Annotated in this window: 21 protein-coding genes; 14 read left to right on the top strand and 7 right to left on the bottom strand. The window is 68.4% G+C overall.

Annotated features, from left to right (window positions below; translation table 11 throughout):
• The first annotated feature begins 30 nt into the window (after positions 1 to 30).
• A complete protein-coding gene (locus ACAH41_RS10605; protein WP_325656232.1) occupies positions 31 to 804 on the top strand; it encodes an SDR family NAD(P)-dependent oxidoreductase in 774 nt (257 codons plus the stop codon).
• 2 nt (positions 805 to 806) lie between these two features.
• Positions 807 to 1,313, top strand: coding sequence for a nuclear transport factor 2 family protein (locus tag ACAH41_RS10600; protein WP_370538283.1), 507 nt, complete (start codon positions 807 to 809; stop codon positions 1,311 to 1,313).
• Here the strand turns inward: ACAH41_RS10600 and ACAH41_RS10595 are convergent, their stop codons facing one another.
• The gene (locus ACAH41_RS10595; protein WP_325656338.1) at positions 1,314 to 2,027 is read right to left on the bottom strand and encodes an HAD family hydrolase; all 714 of its coding nucleotides are present in this window, start codon (positions 2,025 to 2,027) and stop codon (positions 1,314 to 1,316) included.
• A gap of 5 nt (positions 2,028 to 2,032) precedes the next feature.
• Complete coding sequence (gene corA / locus ACAH41_RS10590; protein ID WP_325656228.1) at positions 2,033 to 3,007, bottom strand: magnesium/cobalt transporter CorA; 975 nt, start codon at positions 3,005 to 3,007, stop codon at positions 2,033 to 2,035.
• 550 nt (positions 3,008 to 3,557) lie between these two features.
• On the opposite strand from corA, the gene hpf reads away from it, so the two are divergent.
• The 3 genes from hpf (at position 3,558) to hprK (ending at position 5,573) form a co-directional block, all read left to right on the top strand.
• Positions 3,558 to 3,899, top strand: a complete 342-nt coding sequence (gene hpf / locus ACAH41_RS10585; protein ID WP_141287741.1) for a ribosome hibernation-promoting factor, HPF/YfiA family — start codon at positions 3,558 to 3,560, stop codon at positions 3,897 to 3,899.
• 247 nt (positions 3,900 to 4,146) lie between these two features.
• On the top strand, positions 4,147 to 4,617 hold the full coding sequence (locus tag ACAH41_RS10580) for a PTS sugar transporter subunit IIA (protein ID WP_325656227.1): 471 nt from the start codon (positions 4,147 to 4,149) through the stop codon (positions 4,615 to 4,617).
• Positions 4,614 to 5,573 (top strand): HPr(Ser) kinase/phosphatase, encoded by a 960-nt coding sequence (gene hprK, locus ACAH41_RS10575; RefSeq protein ID WP_141287743.1) that lies wholly within the window; start codon positions 4,614 to 4,616, stop codon positions 5,571 to 5,573. The genes ACAH41_RS10580 and hprK overlap by 4 nt, the downstream gene beginning before the upstream one ends.
• Here the strand turns inward: hprK and fur are convergent.
• Complete coding sequence (gene fur / locus ACAH41_RS10570; RefSeq protein ID WP_325656224.1) at positions 5,527 to 6,009, bottom strand: ferric iron uptake transcriptional regulator; 483 nt, start codon at positions 6,007 to 6,009, stop codon at positions 5,527 to 5,529. The genes hprK and fur overlap by 47 nt on opposite strands.
• Before the next feature lie 176 nt (positions 6,010 to 6,185).
• On the opposite strand from fur, the gene ACAH41_RS10565 reads away from it, so the two are divergent.
• Genes ACAH41_RS10565 through ACAH41_RS10550 form a run of 4 tightly spaced genes read left to right on the top strand, consistent with a single transcriptional unit; the run spans position 6,186 to position 8,658 of the window.
• Positions 6,186 to 6,740, top strand: coding sequence for an outer membrane protein assembly factor BamE (locus ACAH41_RS10565; protein WP_325656222.1), 555 nt, complete (start codon positions 6,186 to 6,188; stop codon positions 6,738 to 6,740).
• Positions 6,737 to 7,552 carry a 4-hydroxy-tetrahydrodipicolinate reductase gene (dapB, locus tag ACAH41_RS10560; protein ID WP_325656220.1) on the top strand — a complete coding sequence of 272 codons (816 nt, stop codon included), beginning with the start codon at positions 6,737 to 6,739 and terminating at the stop codon, positions 7,550 to 7,552. The genes ACAH41_RS10565 and dapB overlap by 4 nt, the downstream gene beginning before the upstream one ends.
• Position 7,553: 1 nt before the next feature.
• Positions 7,554 to 8,201 carry a MotA/TolQ/ExbB proton channel family protein gene (locus ACAH41_RS10555; protein WP_325656218.1) on the top strand — a complete coding sequence of 216 codons (648 nt, stop codon included), beginning with the start codon at positions 7,554 to 7,556 and terminating at the stop codon, positions 8,199 to 8,201.
• 22 nt (positions 8,202 to 8,223) lie between these two features.
• The gene (locus ACAH41_RS10550) at positions 8,224 to 8,658 is read left to right on the top strand and encodes a biopolymer transporter ExbD (protein WP_325656216.1); all 435 of its coding nucleotides are present in this window, start codon (positions 8,224 to 8,226) and stop codon (positions 8,656 to 8,658) included.
• 13 nt (positions 8,659 to 8,671) lie between these two features.
• On the opposite strand, the gene ACAH41_RS10545 is transcribed toward ACAH41_RS10550, so the two are convergent.
• Positions 8,672 to 10,660, bottom strand: coding sequence for a PEP/pyruvate-binding domain-containing protein (locus tag ACAH41_RS10545; RefSeq protein ID WP_325656214.1), 1,989 nt, complete (start codon positions 10,658 to 10,660; stop codon positions 8,672 to 8,674).
• A gap of 88 nt (positions 10,661 to 10,748) precedes the next feature.
• Here ACAH41_RS10545 and leuS point away from each other — a divergent pair, with 88 nt between their 5' ends.
• Genes leuS through holA form a run of 3 tightly spaced genes read left to right on the top strand, consistent with a single transcriptional unit; the run spans position 10,749 to position 15,160 of the window.
• Entirely contained in the window at positions 10,749 to 13,415 is a 2,667-nt protein-coding gene (gene leuS, locus ACAH41_RS10540; protein WP_325656212.1) for a leucine--tRNA ligase, read from the top strand.
• 16 nt (positions 13,416 to 13,431) lie between these two features.
• A complete protein-coding gene (gene lptE, locus ACAH41_RS10535; RefSeq protein ID WP_325656210.1) occupies positions 13,432 to 14,058 on the top strand; it encodes an LPS assembly lipoprotein LptE in 627 nt (208 codons plus the stop codon).
• Between the two features lie 10 nt (positions 14,059 to 14,068).
• Positions 14,069 to 15,160 (top strand): DNA polymerase III subunit delta, encoded by a 1,092-nt coding sequence (holA, locus tag ACAH41_RS10530; RefSeq protein WP_325656208.1) that lies wholly within the window; start codon positions 14,069 to 14,071, stop codon positions 15,158 to 15,160.
• On the opposite strand, the gene ACAH41_RS10525 is transcribed toward holA, so the two are convergent.
• Positions 15,157 to 15,657 carry a CinA family protein gene (locus tag ACAH41_RS10525; RefSeq protein ID WP_325656206.1) on the bottom strand — a complete coding sequence of 167 codons (501 nt, stop codon included), beginning with the start codon at positions 15,655 to 15,657 and terminating at the stop codon, positions 15,157 to 15,159. The two genes, holA and ACAH41_RS10525, sit on opposite strands and share 4 nt — an antisense overlap.
• A gap of 60 nt (positions 15,658 to 15,717) precedes the next feature.
• Between ACAH41_RS10525 and ACAH41_RS10520 the strand changes: the two genes are divergently transcribed.
• Positions 15,718 to 15,942 (top strand): addiction module protein, encoded by a 225-nt coding sequence (locus ACAH41_RS10520; protein WP_370538282.1) that lies wholly within the window; start codon positions 15,718 to 15,720, stop codon positions 15,940 to 15,942.
• Positions 15,939 to 16,235, top strand: a complete 297-nt coding sequence (locus ACAH41_RS10515; RefSeq protein ID WP_325656204.1) for a type II toxin-antitoxin system RelE/ParE family toxin — start codon at positions 15,939 to 15,941, stop codon at positions 16,233 to 16,235. The genes ACAH41_RS10520 and ACAH41_RS10515 overlap by 4 nt, the downstream gene beginning before the upstream one ends.
• Positions 16,236 to 16,264: 29 nt before the next feature.
• On the opposite strand, the gene ACAH41_RS10510 is transcribed toward ACAH41_RS10515, so the two are convergent.
• Both ACAH41_RS10510 and thiL read right to left on the bottom strand, forming a co-directional pair.
• Positions 16,265 to 16,897 (bottom strand): phosphatidylglycerophosphatase A, encoded by a 633-nt coding sequence (locus tag ACAH41_RS10510; RefSeq protein ID WP_325656201.1) that lies wholly within the window; start codon positions 16,895 to 16,897, stop codon positions 16,265 to 16,267.
• Positions 16,894 to 17,853, bottom strand: coding sequence for a thiamine-phosphate kinase (gene thiL / locus ACAH41_RS10505; RefSeq protein ID WP_325656336.1), 960 nt, complete (start codon positions 17,851 to 17,853; stop codon positions 16,894 to 16,896). The genes ACAH41_RS10510 and thiL overlap by 4 nt, the downstream gene beginning before the upstream one ends.
• Between the last annotated feature and the right edge of the window lie 24 nt (positions 17,854 to 17,877).

Below are 17,877 nucleotides of genomic sequence, written 5' to 3'. Positions count from 1 at the left end.
CGCCCGCTTGCACTGCTGCGAAAGCCCTCGATGTCCCTGAACCCCCGCATTTCCGGCTGGCAAGGCCAGGTGGTCTGGCTGGTCGGCGCCTCTTCGGGCATTGGCCGGGCGCTGGCCGAGCGGCTGCATGCCGCCGGTTCTGTCGTCGTCTGCTCGGCCCGAAATGAGGTTCCTCTTAACGAATTCGTGGCCCGCCACCCGGGCAGCCAGGGGATTGCGCTGGACGTGACGGACCGCGACTCTCTGCAGGCCGCCGCGCAGACCCTGGTGGCGCGGCATGGCCGCCTGGACATGGTGGTGTTCTGCGCCGGCCACTACCGAGCGGCACGTGCCACAGCCTTCGACCTGGTCGACGCGCTGCGCCATGACCAGATCAACTACGTCGGCGCGCTGCACCTGCTGGACGCGGTGCTGCCGGTGCTGCTGCGCCAGCGCGGCGGCCACCTGAGCCTGGTCAGCAGCGTGGCCGGCTACCGCGGGCTGCCGAACTCTCTGGCCTACGGGCCGACCAAGGCGGCGCTGATCAACCTGGCCGAGTGCCTTTACTGCGATTTGCATGCGCGAGGGATCGGCGTGTCGGTGGTCTGCCCGGGTTTTGTCGACACGCCGCTGGTGCAGCAGAACGAGCATGCGATGCCGGCCCTGATCAGCGCCGACGAAGCCGCCAGGCAGATGCTGGCCGGCTGGGCCGCGGGCGACTTCTCGCTGCACTTCCCCAAACGTTTCACCCGCTGGATGCGCGCCGCGCGCTACCTGCCGGACGCCTTGTACTTCCCGGCTGTGCGCCGGGTGACGGGGCTGTGACCATGCTGAAAGATGCCTTGCCCACTTCTGCCAAGCTGCAGGACCAGCAGCGCCCCGCGCCTCGCCATGCCGACGCGCGGGTGCAGAAGCTGATCCACTTCTTCGAGCACCTGCAACTGTGCGACCTGGCGCAGCTGCCCAGGCTCTACACGCCCGAGGCCTATTTCAAGGACCCGTTCCACAGCGTGCAAGGCGTGGCCGAGATCGATGCGATCTTCCGCCGCATGTTCACCAACCTCGAAGCACCTCGCTTCACGGTGCACAGCGTGATCGCCGAAGGCGCGCAATGCTTCATGACCTGGGATTTCGACGCGCTGCGCAACGGCCGGCCGCTGCACATCCATGGCAGCAGCCATTTGCTGTTCGACCTGCAGGGGCGGGTGGCGCTGCACCGCGACTACTGGGACGCCGCCGAGGAGCTGTACGAACAACTGCCGCTGCTGGGCGGGCTGCTGCGCTGGCTCAAGCGCCGCATTGCCGGGCCCGCCGCGCAACAGACCCGGGACTGATCAGGACGCCGGCGCGGCGTCGAACAGGTCCAGCGCATCGGCCAGCGCGCTCAGCGAATCCAGCTCGCGCCACGGCGTGGCGGTGGTGCGCAGCGGCTTGGGGCGATGGCCAGGCCGGTGCAGCCAGACGCTGGCCATGCCGGCGGCATGCGCGCCTTCGATGTCCAGCGCCCAGTCGTCGCCCACGTGCAGCACTTCGTGCGGCGCGCAGCCCAGGCGCTCGCAGGCAGCATGGAAAAACGCAGGCTCGGGCTTGCCAACGCCAAACTCGCGTGCGCCGAGCGTGCCGACGAAATGCCCGGCCACGCCGATGCGCTGCAGGTCGGCATTGCCATTGGTCAGCGCCAGCACCGGGCCACGCGCGGCCAGCCGGGCCAGCGCGGCGGGCACGTCGTCGTAAAGCTGGACCTTTTGGCGGTGTTCGAAGAACAGCTCGAAAGCTGGCCCGGCCAGTCCCGGGTCTTCGCCACACTGGGCCAGCGCACGCGCAATGCTGGTCAGCCGCAGCCAGCTGAGGTCGTGGCCGCGCTCGGGATGTTCGCGGCCCACCTGCTCGCGGATGCGGCGCAGCGCAGCGGTGTCGAAGGCCGCAGCCGTGACCGGCGCGTTGGCCCGCAGCCAGCCGTGCAACACGACCTCGGCCGCTTCGATGGCTGGCCAGACCGGCCACAGCGTGTCGTCCAGGTCCAGCGTGATGGCGCGCCAGCTCGGCATGCCGCTCACCGCATCCAGCCCTTGCGGCGGAAGTACAGCAGCGGCGCGGCGACCGAGGCCACCATCAGGCACAGCGCATAGGGGTAGCCGTACTTCCAGGTCAACTCGGGCATGGCCTGGAAGTTCATGCCGTAGATGCTGGCGATCAAGGTCGGCGGCAGCAGCGCGACCGAGGCCACCGAGAAGATCTTGATGATCTTGTTCTGGTTGATGTTGATGAAGCCGACGGTGGCGTCCATCAGAAAGTTGATCTTGTCGAACAGGAAGGCGGTGTGGCTGTCCAGCGAGTCGATGTCGCGCAGGATCTGGCGCGATTCCTCGAACTGCTCGGCGTTGAGCATGCGGCTGCGCATCATGAAGCTGACCGCGCGGCGCGTGTCCATCACGTTGCGGCGGATGCGGCCGTTCAAGTCTTCTTCCTTGGCAATGGCGGCCAGGATCTCGGCCGCGACGCGGTCGTCCACGTCCTGCTTGAGCACCCGGGAACCAACTTTTTCCAGACTGTCGTAGATGCTCTCGAGCGCATCGGCCGAGTATTCGGCGTCGGCGTCGTAGAGCTTCAGCAGCACGTCCTTGGCGTCTTCGATCAGGGCCGGAATGCGGCGCGCACGCAGCCGCAGCAGGCGGAACACCGGCAGATCCTCGGCGTGCACCGAAAACAGCACGTTGTTGAACAGGATGAAGGCCACGCGCACGTTGCGCGGCGTGATGTCGTCATCGATCAGGAAGTCAGAGCGAATGTGCAGCTCGCCGTTGTCTTCCTCGTAGAAGCGGGCGGACTCTTCCAGGTCATCGTCGACGATGTTGCCGGGGATCTGCAGGCCGAAACGCCCGGCGATCCAGCCGATCTCCTCGGCCGAAGGCGCCTCCAGGTCCACCCACACGGGCTGCACCTGGGCCAGTTCGGCCGCGGTTTCGATTTCCTCTTGCACGAGGCGGCCACTCAGGCGGCCTTTGTCCAGCGTGAACACGTTGAGCATGCGGTACTTCCAGCGGATCGGCCCGGCACGGCGGCCGGATGAGGCGGGCGCTGCGCGGGCAAAAGGATCAAGTCGGGGTGTTCGGGGCAGACCGTCTCACCCCAGCGGCAGCTGGAATGGACGGTCACCGAGGGTGAGGGGTGTCCAAGTCGTGCTCTCGACAATCAAAAATAGGCAAAACCGGCCTTGCAGGCAGGGTCTAAAAACGGCGAGCCTCCCGGGGTTTTCCCTGGGTTTTTGCCCAGCCAGTGGCGCTTTCGAATGCCAGGGCCCGAACGCCCCGGCGGCTCAAAAGCGCCGTGATACCGGGCTGCGCTGCATTGGCGCGGGCTTGGCCCTCACGGGGCCAAACGCCGCCTCAACCGGCCTGCGCAGTAATGCTCACAACCTGGGAGTCTAACCCCCTGCGCCGGGGCTGACCACGCTTGTCAAAGCGGAGGTCCACGAGCACACTGAATTCGACCGGAGCCCCCAAAGGCACCGGCTGCGAGCGACCAAATGCAGGCGATGAGCCTGCCCTTGTTTTCCCCTTTCCTGAAAGGAGTCCTCGATGAACCTGACGATCAGCGGACATCACCTAGACGTTACCCCCGCGCTTCGCGAGTACGTGCTGACCAAGCTGGACCGGGTCACACGCCATTTCGACCAGGTGGTCGATGTCAACGTCCTGCTGACGATAGACAACCAGAAGGAAAAGGATCGACGACAAAAGGCGGAGGTCACCCTCCATGTCAAAGGCCGCGACATCTTCGTGGAACACTGCCACGAGGACCTTTATGCGGCAATCGACCAACTGATGGACAAGCTGGACCGCCAGGTCTGCCGTCACAAGGACCGCATGCAGGACCACCACCACGAATCGGCCAAGCGCCAGGTGGCCGCACCGCTCTGAATGGCTTCGCTTTTGTCGACCCAACACGGCCCTGCGGGGCCGTTTTTGCTGCCTGGGCAAAGCGCAAGACTGTTACACCAGCGAAATCGTGAACTGTTGCTGCAACGCAGCACCCCATCCGTCAACCACTTGATTCAGGCTTCTTTCAAGTTCATGGTGAGCATGACAATTTCTATAATCCGCTCCCCGCCCGCACGCTTGAACAGCCTGCCGCTCCAGTTGTGACCGTAGTCGGAGACCATTCTTCATGAACCGCCTTGCCGCCATCCTGCCCGCCGCCAATGTGCTGGTGGGTGTGGACGCCACCAGCAAAAAGCGCGCGTTCGAGCACGCCGGCCTGCTGTTCGAGAACCAGCATGCGATTGCCCGGGCCACGGTCACCGACAACCTGTTCGCCCGCGAACGCCTGGGCTCCACCGGTCTGGGCCATGGCGTCGCCGTGCCGCACGGCCGTGTCAAGGGCCTGAAAAACCCGCTGGCGGCGGTGCTGCGCGTGCAGCAAGCCATTCCGTTTGATGCGCCGGACGACGAACCGGTCAGCCTGCTGATCTTCCTGCTGGTGCCCGAAGCCGCGACCCAGCGCCACCTGGAAATCCTGTCCGAGATTGCCGAACTGCTGTCCGACCGCGAACTGCGCGACAAGCTCAAGAGCGAGCCGGACGCAGCCGCCGTGCACCGCCTGATCGAAGGCTGGGAACCGCTGAAGTCGGTGGCGTGAAAGCCATTTCGATCAGCGCCGAGGCGCTGTTTGAGGAGCACCAGCCGGCCCTGCGCTGGGAATGGATCGCCGGCCACGCCCACCCGGAGCGCCGCTTCGACGAAGCCGCCGTGCGCGACGCCCGCTCGGCCGCCGACCTGGTCGGCTACCTGAACTACATCCACCCGTACCGGGTGCAGCTGGTCGGCCGCCGCGAGGTCGACTACCTGGGCGAAGCCGCCGCGCCGGAGATCCAGGAGCGCCGCATCCAGCGCATCGTCACGCTGGAGCCGCCGGTCATCATCGTGGCCGATGGCCAGCGCCCGCCGGACCGCCTGGTGGCGATGTGCGACCGGGCCGAGATCCCGCTGTTCACCACCAGCCACTCGGCCGGCCATGTGATCGACGTGGTGCGTGCCTACCTGAGCCAGCTGATGGCCGACAGGACCACGCGCCACGGCGTGTTCATGGACATCCTGGGCCTGGGCGTGTTGCTGACGGGCGAATCGGGCCTGGGCAAGAGCGAACTCGGGTTGGAGCTGATCTCACGCGGCCACGGCCTGGTGGCCGACGACGCCGTGGACCTGTTCCGCATCTCGCAGGCCACGCTGGAAGGCCGCTGCCCGGAGCTGCTGATGAACCTGCTGGAGGTGCGAGGCATCGGCCTGTTGGACATCAAGGCCATCTTTGGCGAGACGGCGGTGCGGCGCAAGATGCGGCTGAAGCTGATCGTGCACCTGGTCCGCAAGGAAACCATGGAGCGCGAGTTCGAGCGCCTGCCTTACGAACCTTTGCACGAGGACATCCTCGAGATTCCGATCCGCAAGGTGGTGATTGCCGTGGACGCCGGCCGCAACCTGGCGGTGCTGGTGGAAGCCGCGGTGCGCAACACCATCCTGCAACTGCGCGGCATCGACACCTACCAGGAATTCATCGCACGCCACCAGGCGGCCATGAGTTCGGGTTCTGATGTTTGACGCCGCCTGCCGGGCGGTGTTCACAATCGGTCTTGACACAGGTGGCGTACAGCGCCAGTGCATGGTCCTGCAGCGCAAAGCCGCGTGACTGCGCCACAGCGCGCTGCCGCGACTCGATCTCGGGATCGAAGAATTCCTCGACCCGGCCGCAGCTCAGGCAGACCAGGTGGTCATGGTGGTTGCCCTCGTTGAGCTCGAAGACCGACTTGCCCGACTCGAAATGGCTGCGCGCCAGGATGCCCGCCTGCTCGAACTGCATCAGCACGCGGTAGACCGTCGCCAGCCCGATGTCCGCGCCCTCGTTCATCAAGGCCTTGAACACGTCTTCAGCCGTCATGTGCCGCTGCTGGGTCTTCTGGAAGACCTCCAGAATGCGGATGCGCGGCAGCGTGGCCTTCAAGCCGCTGCTCTTCAGTTCGTCAACCTGGTTGCTCATGGTGTCAATCCCTGGCCCCGCGGGGCTTGGTGAGACTTGTTTGGCGTTGCCCTAGAATCGTCCAATCATAGCCAGCCTGTCCGCCTCAAGCGACAGGCAAGCCGTTTCGGCCGCCTTCGCCTCGTGTCGCGCGGTTTCTTTTTCGCTCCATCGCCGCCCGCAGGGCGATTCGCCGTATGCCTTTGCTGAGTTCTGTTCGACCCGTCGCGGTCGCGGCCGCGCTGATGGCGGCCAGCCTGCTGGGCGGTTGCGCCTATGTCTCGCGCACCATGAGCGAGGGCATCACCAGCGTGATCACGCCGTACAAGGTCGAGATCGTCCAGGGCAACGTCGTGACCTCGGAGCAGATCGCACAGATCAAGCCGGGCCGCAGCCGCAACGACGTGCGCGACATCCTCGGCTCACCGCTGCTGGCCGACCCCTTCCACGGCGAACGCTGGGACTACGTGTTCACCCTGCGCCGCCCCGGCACAGAAGCGCAGAAGCGCTCGGTGGTGATCCGCTTCAAGGGCGACACGGTGGAGACGGTCGACGCGCCGCCCGACATGCCGTCCGAACGCGAGTTCGTCGCGTCCATCACCCGCTACAAGGCCGACCCGAGCAAGGAACGCAAGCTGATGCTGACCGACGAGGAACGCGGCGCGCTGCCGCTGCCGCCCGCCGCAGCCGCCAGCACCGCCGCAGCCCCCACCGGCCCGACCCGCAGCTACCCGCCGCTGGAGACGCTGTGAGCTCTGGCGGCCCCTTGCGCATCGCCATTGCCGGTGCCAGCGGCCGCATGGGCCGCATGCTGATCGAGGCAGTGCAGGCCGCTGACGACTGCGTGCTGGCCGGCGCACTGGACCGCGAAGGCAGCCCCGCGCTGGGCAGCGACGCCGCCGCCTGGCTGGGCCAGGCCAGCGGCGTCAAGATCACCGCCAACCTGGCCGACGGCCTGGCCAACGCCCAGGTGCTGATCGACTTCACCCGCCCCGAAGGCACGCTGGCCCACCTGGCCGAATGCGAACGCCTGGGCGTGAAGATGGTCATCGGCACGACCGGCTTCGAGCCGGAACACAAGGCCCGCATCGGTGCCGCCGCGCAGCGCATCGCCATCATGATGGCGCCCAACATGAGCGTGGGCGTCAACGTCGTGATGCAACTGCTGGCGCAGGCCGCCAAGGCGCTGAACGAAGGCTACGACATCGAGATCATCGAGGCCCATCACCGCCACAAGGTCGACGCGCCCAGCGGCACCGCGTTGGCGATGGGGGAAGTCGTCGCCAAGGCGCTCGGCCGCGACCTCAAGGCATGTGCCGTCTACGGCCGCGAAGGCGTCACCGGCGCGCGCGACCCCAGCACCATCGGCTTTGCCACGGTGCGCGGCGGCGACATCGTCGGCGACCACACCGTCCTGTTCGCCGGCATTGGCGAGCGCATCGAGATCACCCACAAGAGCGCCAGCCGCGTGACCTACGCCCAGGGCAGCCTGCGCGCCGCGCGCTTCCTGGCCGATAAAAGCAGCGGCCTGTTCGACATGAACGACGTGCTGGGGCTGTCCTGACATGAACGGGCTCAGCGACTTCTGGGCGGGCAGCGACGGCATTGGCCGCACGGTGGCCCTGCTGCTGCTGGCGATGTCGGTTGGCGCGTGGGTGCTGATCGTCTGGAAGAGCTGGCTGCTGCGCCGCGCGCTGCGCGGCCAGCGCGACAGTGTGGCGGCCTTCTGGCAGGCGCCAAACCTGAAGGATGGCCGCGAACGCGTGGCCAAGCTGGACCGCGAGCAGGTGCTGCTGGGCATGGTGGATGCGGCGGCCGCGCAACCGATGGCCGGCACGCTGCAAGGCAGCGCCAGCGCCGAAGCGCAGCTGACCCGCCGCCTGCGCGACGCGCTGCACGAAGGCCTGGGCCGGCTGCAGAGCGGCCAGGTGTTCCTGGCCTCGGTGGGCGCCACCTCGCCCTTCATCGGCCTGTTCGGCACCGTCTGGGGCATTTACCACGCGCTGCTGGGCATCTCGACGGCAGGCAGCCTGTCGATCGACAAGGTCGCCGGCCCGGTCGGCGAAGCGCTGATCATGACCGCCGCCGGCCTGGCCGTGGCCATCCCGGCGGTGCTGGCCTACAACTTGTTCGGCAAGTGGCTGGGCGCGCTGGAAGCCGAGCTCGAAGGTTTTGCGCACGACCTGCGCGACCTCGTGCTGACGCGCCGCTGAGCCGCCGGCGCAAGACCTCGTCATGGCCTTCGGACGCCTGGAACGCACCCGCCCGCCGCAGCCGATGGCGGACATCAACATGACGCCGCTGATCGACGTGATGCTGGTGCTGCTGGTGATCTTCATGATCACCGCCCCGCTGATGGCCAGCAGCCTGAAGCTGGACCTGCCCAAGGCCGAAGGCGCGTCGCCAGGCGACAACCCGGTGTTCCTCTCGGTGGCCGTCAGCCTCGACGGCCAGTTGCACCTGGGCGACGAGCAGGTCAACGACGCCCAGCTGACGCTGCGCGCCCGCCAGGCCTCGCAGCAAGATCCAAACACCGAGGTGCAGCTGCGCGCCGACGAGAAGGTGCCCTACGGCCGCGTGGCCGAGCTGATCGGCCTGCTGCAGGACGCCGGCCTCAGCCACATCGGCTTCATCACCGCCGGCCCGCCAGCCAAGCCCGCCGCCCCTTGATCGAAGCAGGCTGCTAGCGCCGCGTCACCAGCGGCCGTGACTGCAGCAGCACCACCTGCCCGGCCGGGTCGATGGCCCATTCGATGTCCTGCGGTGCCGGGCCCAGGCGCCGCTGCACCGCTTCGCCTACCCGCGCCAGTTGCCGCACCAGCGCGTCGCTCAGCACCGCGCGGCCAGGCTCGGCCGGGGCTTCGCGCACGCCGCCTTGCGGGTCCAGCAGCAGCGCCACCGGGTCTTCGGTGCGGCTGAGCACCTGGATGCTGTCGCTGCGCCGGTGGTAGAGCACCTGCTCGGCCTGGCGCAGCCCGTCCACCACCCGAATGCCCAGGCCGCGCTTGGCGGTGATGAAGCTCATGCCGGGCTGCGTCACGTCGAAGGGATTGGCGGTGGTCATCACGCCGGCCGCCTGTGCGTCCACCGCCTGCTGCACCAGCACGCCCATCACCACCTTGTCGTGCGGCACACCGGCCGCGCGCCGCGCCTCCCAGGCCTCGGTGTTGTAGACCGAGGCCCAGACGGTCTTCACCGCCTCGGCCAGCTTCGCATCGTCGTCGGCCACGTTGGGCACCGTGGTGTAAAGCCCGGCGCCGCTGAAGCCGGACAGGTCCTCGGAGTTGGACGAGCTGCGCACGAACACGCCGCGGCCGCCAGGGACAGCACGCCCGCGCGCCTCGTGCCAGCGCCGCAGCTCGGCCTCCGACACCGGCAGCGCGACCAGCGCCTCGCGCAACTGCGCCAGCGCCTGCGCCCGGACCTGACGGTTGAGCGCAAAGTCAGGCGTGCCCACCGCCTCCGCCAGCGCCACGCGCGCCGCCGGCTGGGCCATGAAGGCGGCGAAGCGGGCGAACGGGATGCAGAAGCCCGAGGGCACCGGCGCGGCGCCGGGCAGCTGGCCCTGGCGCCGCGCGGCTGTCAGCTCGCCCAGGTTCGCGGCCTTGCTGCCGCAGCGCCGGCTGTCGGCCCGGCGCAGCTCGGCCAGTGGCGCCAGCGCGCTGTGCGCCAGGTCCGGTTGCGGCCAGTTCGTCGCTTTGGCCACCAGTGGCCTGGCTTGCGCCTGCGCCACCTCGGCCTCGCTGGCCGGCACCAGCGTCACGCCGGTGCGGGCCACCGTCAGCCGCACCCATTGCCCGTCCAGCGCGCGCCAGCGTTCGGCGTCGCGCGACCAGGCATTCGGAATGCCCCAACCGCGCGCCAGCAGGTTGACATGCGACAGCGCGGTGGACGGCTGCAGCGTCAGCACGCCCGCCACCGGTGGCAGGTTCTGCGGCAGCGTGCCCAGCAGCACGATGTCGCCGCGCTGCAGGTCTTCCGTCGCCTCCGGGTCGTCGCGCACCCGCAGCTGCCCGACCGCGCTGCCCGGGTTCAGCGGCAGAAAGCCCTGCTTGGCGATGACGGCCGCCTGGCTCAGCAGCGGCTGGTCCAGCCCTGGCTGCAGGCCTTCGGCCAGCGCCTGCTGGGCCGACGAGGTGGGCTTGAAACGCAGCGGCGCGAAAAACGCCGCGCGCAGCCGCTGGTCGGCCAGGCGCAGCAATGCGGGCGACAGCGGATCGCCCTCCCAGAACTCGTAGGTCCAGGCGCCCGCTGCGGCCTGCCAGCTCAAGGTGCCCATCAGGTAGCGTCGCTGCGGCGAGCGGTAGTTCTGCGCCACCGCCGCATGCGGCCAGGCCGCTGCGCCGTCGCGCGCCCGCAGGAACTGCTCATGCAGCGCGAAGCGGCGGCTGTCCAGGAACATCACCTGCTCGCCGTTGGTGCGGTCAATCATGAACAGCACATGGGGCAGCGCCAGCGCGGTGCCGGCGTCGTACACCCGCGCCAGGCGGTCCAGTTCCTGGCGGCTGGCCAGCCGGGGCAGCCAGCCGGCCGGCACGGCGTTGGCTGCACCGGGCGACGCCACGGCGCGGCCGGCCTGGTGGCCGCTGGGCTTTTCGGCCAGCTGGGCGCTGGCGGCCGTGGCCAGGCCCAGCGCGGTGGCGGCCAGCGCCCGGTGGATGTACTGCTGCATGCGTGTGCCCGCCGGTGGCGGCCCTCTCCCTTGTTGGCGCTCATGATGCCAAAAGGCCAGGCGGCCGGCCACGCGCGATAATTTGGCGATGAACGAGAAATACGTCCCCGCCGAAGTCGAGTCGGCCGCCCAGGCGCACTGGCACGCGCGCGACGCCTACCGCGTGAGCGAAGACCAGAACAAGCCGAAGTTCTACGCCTGCTCGATGCTGCCGTACCCGTCCGGCAAGCTGCACATGGGCCACGTGCGCAATTACACGATCAACGACATGCTCGCGCGCCAGCTGCGCATGAAGGGCATGAACGTGCTGATGCCCATGGGCTGGGACGCCTTCGGCCTGCCGGCCGAAAACGCCGCGATCAAGAACAAGGTGCCACCCGCGAAGTGGACCTACGACAACATCGCGCACATGAAGGGGCAGATGCAGGCCATGGGCCTGGCGATCGACTGGTCGCGCGAGGTTGCCACCTGCCAGCCCTCGTACTACAAGTGGAACCAGTGGCTGTTCCTGAAGATGCTTGAAGCGGGCATCTGCGAGCGCCGCACCCAGATCGTCAACTGGGACCCGGTGGACATGACGGTGCTGGCCAACGAGCAGGTGATCGACGGCCACGGCTGGCGCTCGGGCGCGCCGGTGGAAAAGCGCGAGATCCCGGGCTACTACCTGAACATCACCAAGTACGCCGAAGAGCTGCTGTCGGCCGTGACCGACCCGAGCGATCCCGAGTACCTCTCCGGCTGGCCAGAGCGTGTGCGGCTGATGCAGGAGAACTGGATCGGCAAGAGCGAAGGCGTGCGCTTTGCGTTCCCGCACGAGATCGCCAGTGCCGACGGCGGGCTGATCCAGGGCGGCAAGCTGTTTGTGTTCACGACCCGCGCCGACACCATCATGGGCGTGACCTTCTGCGCCGTGGCGCCGGAACACCCGCTGGCCGCGCACGCCGCCGCCAGCCAGCCCGAGGTGGCGGCTTTCATTGCCGAATGCGCGCAGGGCGGCACGACAGAAGCCGAGCTGGCCACGCAGGAGAAGAAGGGCGTGAAGACCTCGCTGCTCGTCACCCACCCGCTGACCGGCGCGGAAGTGCCGGTGTGGGTCGGCAACTACGTGCTGATGAGCTACGGCGACGGCGCCGTGATGGGCGTGCCGGCGCACGATGAGCGCGATTTCGCGTTTGCGAAGAAGTACGGCATCGAGATCAAGCAAGTCGTCGCCGTGGAAGGCGAAACCTTCTCCACCGAGGCCTGGGCCGAGTGGTACGGCGACAAGCAGAGGTGCGTCTGCGTGAACTCAGGTGAGCTGAACGGCCTGGGCCAGAAGGCGGCCGTCAGCAAGGTCGCGGAACTCGTTGGCGCCAAGGGCCTGGGCGAGAAGAAGACCACCTGGCGGCTGCGCGACTGGGGTGTCAGCCGCCAGCGCTACTGGGGCACGCCGATCCCCATCATCCACTGCGGAACCGACGAGAATCCCGGCTGCGGCGTGGTGCCGGTGCCTGAGCAGGACTTGCCGGTGGTGCTGCCGGAAGACCTGATCCCGGACGGTTCCGGCAACCCGCTGAACAAGCATGCCGGCTTCCTGAACGTGGCCTGCCCGAAATGCGGCAAGGCCGCGCGCCGCGAGACGGACACGATGGACACCTTCGTCGATTCGTCCTGGTACTTCATGCGCTACTGCGACCCGGCCAACGAGCAGCAGATGGTCGGCGCCGGCACCGACTACTGGATGCCGATGGACCAGTACATCGGCGGCATCGAACACGCGATCCTGCACCTGCTGTACGCGCGCTTCTGGACCAAGGTGATGCGCGACCTGAAGCTCATCAAGTTCGGCGAGCCCTTCAAGAACCTGCTGACCCAGGGCATGGTGCTCAAAGGTGCCTATTTCCAGAAGCCGGCCGACGCTGGCAAGAACTACTTCTGGGAGCAGGACGTCGAGACCGTGCTCAACGACAAGGGTGCCATCGAAGGCTACAAGCTGAAGTCTGACGGCTCGCCGGTCGAGTACGAGATGACGACCATGTCGAAGTCCAAGAACAACGGCATCGACCCGCAGGCGCTGATCGACCGCTACGGCGCCGACACCGCACGCCTGTTCGTGATGTTCGCCGCGCCGCCGGAGCAGACACTGGAGTGGAACGACTCCGCCGTGGAAGGTGCGCACCGTTTCCTGAAGCGCGTGTGGGGCTTTGGCGCCAAGAACGCCGAGGCGCTGAAGGCCGCCAGCGACATCGCCACCTCCCTGTCGGCCGACGCCAAGGCGCTGCGCCGCGAGGTGCACCTGGTGCTCAAGCAGATCTCGTACGACTACGAGCGCATGCAATACAACACCGTGGTTTCGGGCGCGATGAAGCTGCTGAACGCGCTCGAAGGCTTCAAGTCCACCGGCAGTGCCGGCGACAGCGCCGTGCTGCGCGAAGGCTTCTCGGTGCTGCTGCGTGGGCTGTACCCGGCCTGCCCGCATGTCACGCACGCACTGTGGACCCAGCTCGGTTATGCCGACCGCCTGGGCGATCTGCTGGACGCGCCGTGGCCGACAGTGGACGAGGCCGCGCTGGTGCAGGACGAGCTGGAACTGGTGTTGCAGATCAACGGCAAGCTGCGCGGTGCCGTGAAGGTGCCGGCGAGTGCCGACAAGGCCGCCATTGAAGCCGCGGCGATGGCCGCGCTCGCCGACCCGGAGCTGCAGAAGTTCACCGAAGGCAAACCGCCCAAGAAGGTGATCGTCGTGCCGGGCCGGCTTGTCAACGTGGTGGTCTGAGCGGGTGGCCGCGCACTTGCTGTCTTCGCGCCGGCTGGCCCTGGCGGCCGTGCTGGCCACGCTGGCGGGCTGTGGCTTCGAGCTGCGCCAGCCGCCGCAACTGCCCTACCAGCGCATTGCGCTGACCGGCTTCGCGCGCCATTCCGAAATGCCGGAAGCCGTGCGCCTGGCGCTGCCCAGCGGCACCAAGATCGTCGACAGCCCGGCCCAGGCCCAGGTGGTGCTGGCGGCGATGGAGGACAAGCTGGAACGCACCGTCGCAGCCTCAACTTCGGCCGGCCAGGTGCGTGAATTCCGGCTGCGCGTGCTGCTGAAGTTCCGCCTGACCCGGCCGGACGGCACCGTGCTGCTCGGCGACACCGAGCTGGAACAGAGCCGCGACATGAGCTACACCGAAACCGCGGCACTGGCCAAGCAGACCGAAGAGGCCACGCTGCTGCACGACATGCGCGCCGACATGGCGCGCCAGTTGCTGCGCATGCTGTCGGCCTCGGCCGAGCTGGCGGCGCGGCTGCCGGCGCCAGCGGCTTCGGCGGCGTCCGCACCGGAAGCCGCATCGGCGCCGGAGCCTGCCTTCGTGCCGGCGCCCGCCGGCAACTGGGGCGCGGCCGCGGCATCCGCGCCGGCCTCGGCCGCGCGCTGAAGGCCACGCGATGCAGGTCCGCTCAGACGCCCTGGTCACGCAGCTCTCGCGTGGCCTGAAGCCGCTTTACACGCTGCATGGCGACGAGCCGCTGCTGGCGCAGGAAGCGGCGGACGCGATCCGCGCCGCGGCACGTGCGGCCGGTGTCTCCGAACGCCAGGTCTTCACCGTCAGCGGCGCGCATTTCGACTGGAGCAGCGTGCTGGGCGCCGCGCAGTCCATGGGCCTGTTTGCCGACCAGCAGCTGATCGAGATCCGCATCCCTTCGGGCAAGCCCGGCAAGGAAGGTTCGGTCGCGCTGCAGCAATATTGCGACCGGCTGGGCGAAGGCCTGTTCACCATCGTTCACCTGCCGCGGCTGGACCGCCAGCAGCAGCAAAGCGCCTGGTTCCTGGCGCTGGACCGGGCGGGGGTGACGGTGCGGCTGGACCCGATCGAGCGCAATCAGCTGCCTCAATGGATTTCGCGCCGGCTGGCGGCGCAAGGCCAGTCGCTGCCCGCGGGCGAGGCCGGCCAGCACGCGCTGGCGTTTTTCGCCGACCGGGTCGAAGGCAACCTGCTGGCCGCGCACCAGGAACTGCAAAAGCTTGCGCTGCTGTACCCCGAAGGCGAACTGAGCTTCGAGCAGATCCAGGACGCGGTGCTGGACGTGGCCCGCTACGACGTTTTCAAGCTTGGCGCCGCGGTGCTGGCCGGCCAGGCCGAGCGCGCGCTGCGCATGCTGGACGGCCTGCGCGCGGAAGGCGAAGCCGCGGTGCTGGTGCACTGGAACCTGGCCGAGGACATCCGCGCGATGAAGCGCGCCCGCGACGCGATGGCCGGCGGCAAGCCGCTGCCGATGGCGCTGCGCGAAGCGCGGGTCTGGGGCGACAAGGAGCGCGCCTTCGAGCGCGTGCTGCCGCAGCTGGACGATGCCAAGCTCACCGCGCTGGTGCAGGCCGCCGCGATCTGCGACGGCCTGGTCAAAGGCCTGCGCCACCCCGACTGGCCCACCGAAGCCTGGGACGGCCTGCGCCGCCTGATGCTGATGACGCTGGACCTGATGCAGCCGCCGCCGCGGCGTGGTCAAGCTGCGCCAACGCCGATGGCGCTGCAGCCTTAGGCCGCGCGCTCGACCAAACGTGCCAGCGCTGCGGCCACCGTCGCCGAGCGCACCGCGGTGCGGTCACCCGGCAACTGCAGCAGCTCGCTGCTCACCCAAGCGCCAGATGCCAGCGCCAGCCACACGGTGCCCACCGGCTTGCCCGGCACCGCGCCGCCCGGCCCGGCAATGCCGGTGACCGCCACCGCAATCTGCGCGCGGCTGTGCGCCAGCGCGCCGCGGGCCATCGCCTCGGCCACTTCCTGGCTGACGGCGCCGTGCGCGGCGATCAGCGCAGGCGGCACGCCGAGCTGATCGGTCTTGGCCTCGTTGCTGTAGGTCACGAAACCGCGGTCGAACCAGTCGCTGGAGCCGGCGACGCTGGTGCATAAAGCGGCAATCAGGCCGCCGGTGCAGCTCTCGGCCGTGGCCATGCGCCAGCCGCGGGCGCGCAAGGCATCGGCCAGCGCCGGCAGGCGGGTCTGCAGCGAGGCGGCGTTGGTGAGCAGCGTGTCCATCACTTGAGTTGCGCCGCAGACGCCTGCATTGAGGTTGGGCCCGATGCTAGACTTTGATGCATGACTGCTCGCGTTGACCAGCTTCTGGATGAAGCCTTGTCCTTGCCGACGGACGAACGGTCCGCGCTGGTTGTTGCATTGCTTGACAGCCTAGAAGGCAGCGACGATGCCTGCGTTTCTGAGGCTTGGCGTGCAGAGATTCGCAGGCGGCGCGCCGGGCTTCGGGATGGCACCATCGTCCCGGCTCCGTGGGCTGCCGCCAAGGCACGACTCCGTGCACTGTGAGTCAGTTCGAAGTTGTCATTCTTCCCGACGCAGAAACCGAGATAGCGGGTGCATTCCAGTGGTATCGCGAACGCAATCCGCTTGCGGCTGAAGCATTTCGAACGGAAGCGTTGGACTGCATTGACGCACTGGCCAACTCGGCGGAGAAATGGAAGAAGGATGACGATGACACGCGCCATTGTTTGCTTCGACGATTCCCGTACACCGTTTTCTATGAGATTGAAGGCGCGGTCGTGTTCGTGCTTGCCGTTTCGCACCAGAGGCGGGAACCCGGATATTGGCGTGATCGCTGAATTGCGCCGCGCGCAACTTCCGACGGCCATCATGCGTGCCAGAGTGCCATGACCAGCAGCGTGCACAGCGCGGCCACCAGGTCGTCGAAGATGATGCCGAAGCCCTGGCGCCAGCCGGGCAGCGCACCGGGGTCGCCCTTGTAGCGGCGGTCGGCCCAGCCGACCGGGCCGGGCTTGGCGGCGTCGAAAAGGCGGAAGATCAGGAAGGCGGCCAGTTGCACGCCGAAGCTGGCCGGCGTGACCAGCCAGAGGATGAGCCAGAAGGCCAGCACCTCGTCCCAGACGACCGCGCCGGGATCGCCAATGCGCATGGCCTGCGCAGTGCGGGTGCAGGCCCACCAGCCGACGAAGAAGCCCACCAGCAGCACCCAGCCCCAGCCGGCCTCGCCCAGCGCGTCGCTGAGCATCGGGTCCAGCAGCAGGAAGGCCGCCCAGGCCCACAGCGTGCCGACCGTGCCGGGGGCGATCGGCGACAGCCCGCTGCCCATGCCCAGCGAGATCCAGTGCAGCGGCGAGCGGCGCAGCAGCCAGACGCCCGCACGGCGCGGCGGCAAGGCGGCATCGGCCGTGTGCACCGATTCAAAGCCGGGCCGCTGCGTCTCGGCGATGACGTGGGCGTCGCTGGTCGAAGCCGGTGCAGCGGCAGTGGGCTCGTCGTTCATGATTTGAAATGGTCGAAACCCGCGAGCTGGGCCACATCCAGCGGCACGCCCCGCTCGTCCAGGACGCGCAGCCCGGCGTCTTTCGGCAGCACCTGGCCGATGCGGTGCAGCGGCACGCCGGTTTGCACCGCGATCGCCTGCAGCGCCGCGTCGGCCCCTTCGGGCGCGCAGAACAGCAGTTCGTAGTCGTCGCCGCCGGTCAGCCAGGCCATGCGCTGCACGGCCGCCGGCTGGCCGGCCAACAGCGCGCGGCGCGGCATGCGCGCCAGCGCCAGCTCGGCGCCGACGCCGGAGCGGCGCAGCACATGGCCCAGGTCGCCCAGCAGGCCGTCGCTGACGTCGATGGCGGCGGTGGCCAGGCCACGCAACGCCAGGCCGAGGGCCACACGTGGCTCCGGGCATTCCATCGCCAGCCTGGCCTGCGCAAAGTCTTCGGCGCCCAGCGCCAGCGTGCCGCGGAAGACCTCCAGCGCCAGCCGCGCCTCGCCGGGCCAGCCGCTGACCCAGATGCCATCGCCCACGCGCGCACCGCCGCGCAGCAAGGCCTGGCCGGGCGGGACTTCGCCGAACACGGTGATGCCCACCGTCAGCGGGCCGGCCGTGGTGTCACCGCCGACCAGTTCGATCTGGTGCCGGTCGGCCAGCGCCAGCAAGCCTTGCGCAAACGGCGCGAGGAAACGTTCGTCGGCCCGCGGCAGCGCCAGGCTCAGCGTGAAGCCCAGCGGCTGCGCGCCACAGGCGGCCAGGTCGCTGAGGTTGACGGCCAGCGCCTTGTGGCCCAGCCGCGCCGGGTCCACGGTGGACAGGAAATGCCGGCCTTCGACCAGCAGGTCTGTCGACACCGCCAGCTGCATGCCGGGCGTGGGCTGCAGCAGCGCGCAATCGTCGCCCACGCCCAGCGCGGCGCGCTGCACGGGGCGCTTGAAGAAGCGGTCAATCAGTTCGAATTCGCCCAGGGCCATGGGCGGCATTGTCGCAGC

Source organism: Ideonella sp. (assembly GCF_041287625.1).
Taxonomy (GTDB): domain Bacteria; phylum Pseudomonadota; class Gammaproteobacteria; order Burkholderiales; family Burkholderiaceae_C; genus Ideonella.
This window is presented reverse-complemented; position numbering and strand designations above follow the sequence as displayed.

Coding starts and splice junctions, on each gene's coding strand:
- ACAH41_RS10550 (WP_325656216.1), top strand. CDS start 8,224: ATGGCCTTCGGACGCCTGGAACGCACCCGCCCGCCGCAGCCGATGGCG.
- fur (WP_325656224.1), bottom strand. CDS start 6,009: ATGAGCAACCAGGTTGACGAACTGAAGAGCAGCGGCTTGAAGGCCACG.
- hpf (WP_141287741.1), top strand. CDS start 3,558: ATGAACCTGACGATCAGCGGACATCACCTAGACGTTACCCCCGCGCTT.
- corA (WP_325656228.1), bottom strand. CDS start 3,007: ATGCTCAACGTGTTCACGCTGGACAAAGGCCGCCTGAGTGGCCGCCTC.
- holA (WP_325656208.1), top strand. CDS start 14,069: ATGCAGGTCCGCTCAGACGCCCTGGTCACGCAGCTCTCGCGTGGCCTG.
- ACAH41_RS10545 (WP_325656214.1), bottom strand. CDS start 10,660: ATGCAGCAGTACATCCACCGGGCGCTGGCCGCCACCGCGCTGGGCCTG.
- ACAH41_RS10555 (WP_325656218.1), top strand. CDS start 7,554: ATGAACGGGCTCAGCGACTTCTGGGCGGGCAGCGACGGCATTGGCCGC.
- ACAH41_RS10580 (WP_325656227.1), top strand. CDS start 4,147: ATGAACCGCCTTGCCGCCATCCTGCCCGCCGCCAATGTGCTGGTGGGT.
- leuS (WP_325656212.1), top strand. CDS start 10,749: ATGAACGAGAAATACGTCCCCGCCGAAGTCGAGTCGGCCGCCCAGGCG.
- ACAH41_RS10525 (WP_325656206.1), bottom strand. CDS start 15,657: ATGGACACGCTGCTCACCAACGCCGCCTCGCTGCAGACCCGCCTGCCG.
- ACAH41_RS10600 (WP_370538283.1), top strand. CDS start 807: ATGCTGAAAGATGCCTTGCCCACTTCTGCCAAGCTGCAGGACCAGCAG.
- ACAH41_RS10565 (WP_325656222.1), top strand. CDS start 6,186: ATGCCTTTGCTGAGTTCTGTTCGACCCGTCGCGGTCGCGGCCGCGCTG.
- ACAH41_RS10520 (WP_370538282.1), top strand. CDS start 15,718: ATGACTGCTCGCGTTGACCAGCTTCTGGATGAAGCCTTGTCCTTGCCG.
- ACAH41_RS10510 (WP_325656201.1), bottom strand. CDS start 16,897: ATGAACGACGAGCCCACTGCCGCTGCACCGGCTTCGACCAGCGACGCC.
- ACAH41_RS10605 (WP_325656232.1), top strand. CDS start 31: ATGTCCCTGAACCCCCGCATTTCCGGCTGGCAAGGCCAGGTGGTCTGG.
- ACAH41_RS10595 (WP_325656338.1), bottom strand. CDS start 2,027: ATGCCGAGCTGGCGCGCCATCACGCTGGACCTGGACGACACGCTGTGG.